General features: G+C 51.0%; 1 pseudogene. It reads right to left on the reverse strand.

The features are described from left to right. Nucleotides 1-504, reverse strand: a pseudogene (pxpA, locus tag IEV86_RS18360) (5-oxoprolinase subunit PpxA); the annotation flags it as partial.

Here is a 504-nt window from a genome sequence, read left to right on the forward strand (position 1 = left end):
CATCATCACTTTCAATGAGTGCGTCCGGCTGGGAGCGCGGTGTCAGCGTGCCGTCCGATTGGTATGTTCTGTCGGCGAACACTTCATTTGCGGTCTGAAGTCCGATCCGTTCTCCCGCTTTTACAAGCTCGCTCTCAGCAAGACCGAAAAGAATCAGGCCGGGATCAACCTTATAGACAGCTTTCGCGATAGCATCCGACAGTTTTTGATCGACTGCCGCCATATTGTATAAAGCGCCATGCGGCTTGACGTGCTGCATGTGAAGTCCCTCTGCTTTTAGAAAGCCAGAGAGCGCGCCAATTTGATAAACGACAAGATCATACGCTTCCTCAGGAGAAATCGCCATATTGCGGCGCCCAAAACCGAGTAAATCCGGCAAGCCCGGATGCGCACCCATTTTCACGCCTCTTTCTGCTGCAAGCGCGACGGTTTTTCGCATAACACTAGGATCTCCTGCATGAAATCCGCATGCGATATTCGCTGATGTCACATACTCTAAAATAT

The organism is Cellulomonas carbonis, assembly GCF_014636275.1.
Classification (GTDB): Bacteria; Actinomycetota; Actinomycetes; order Actinomycetales; family Cellulomonadaceae; genus Actinotalea; species Actinotalea carbonis.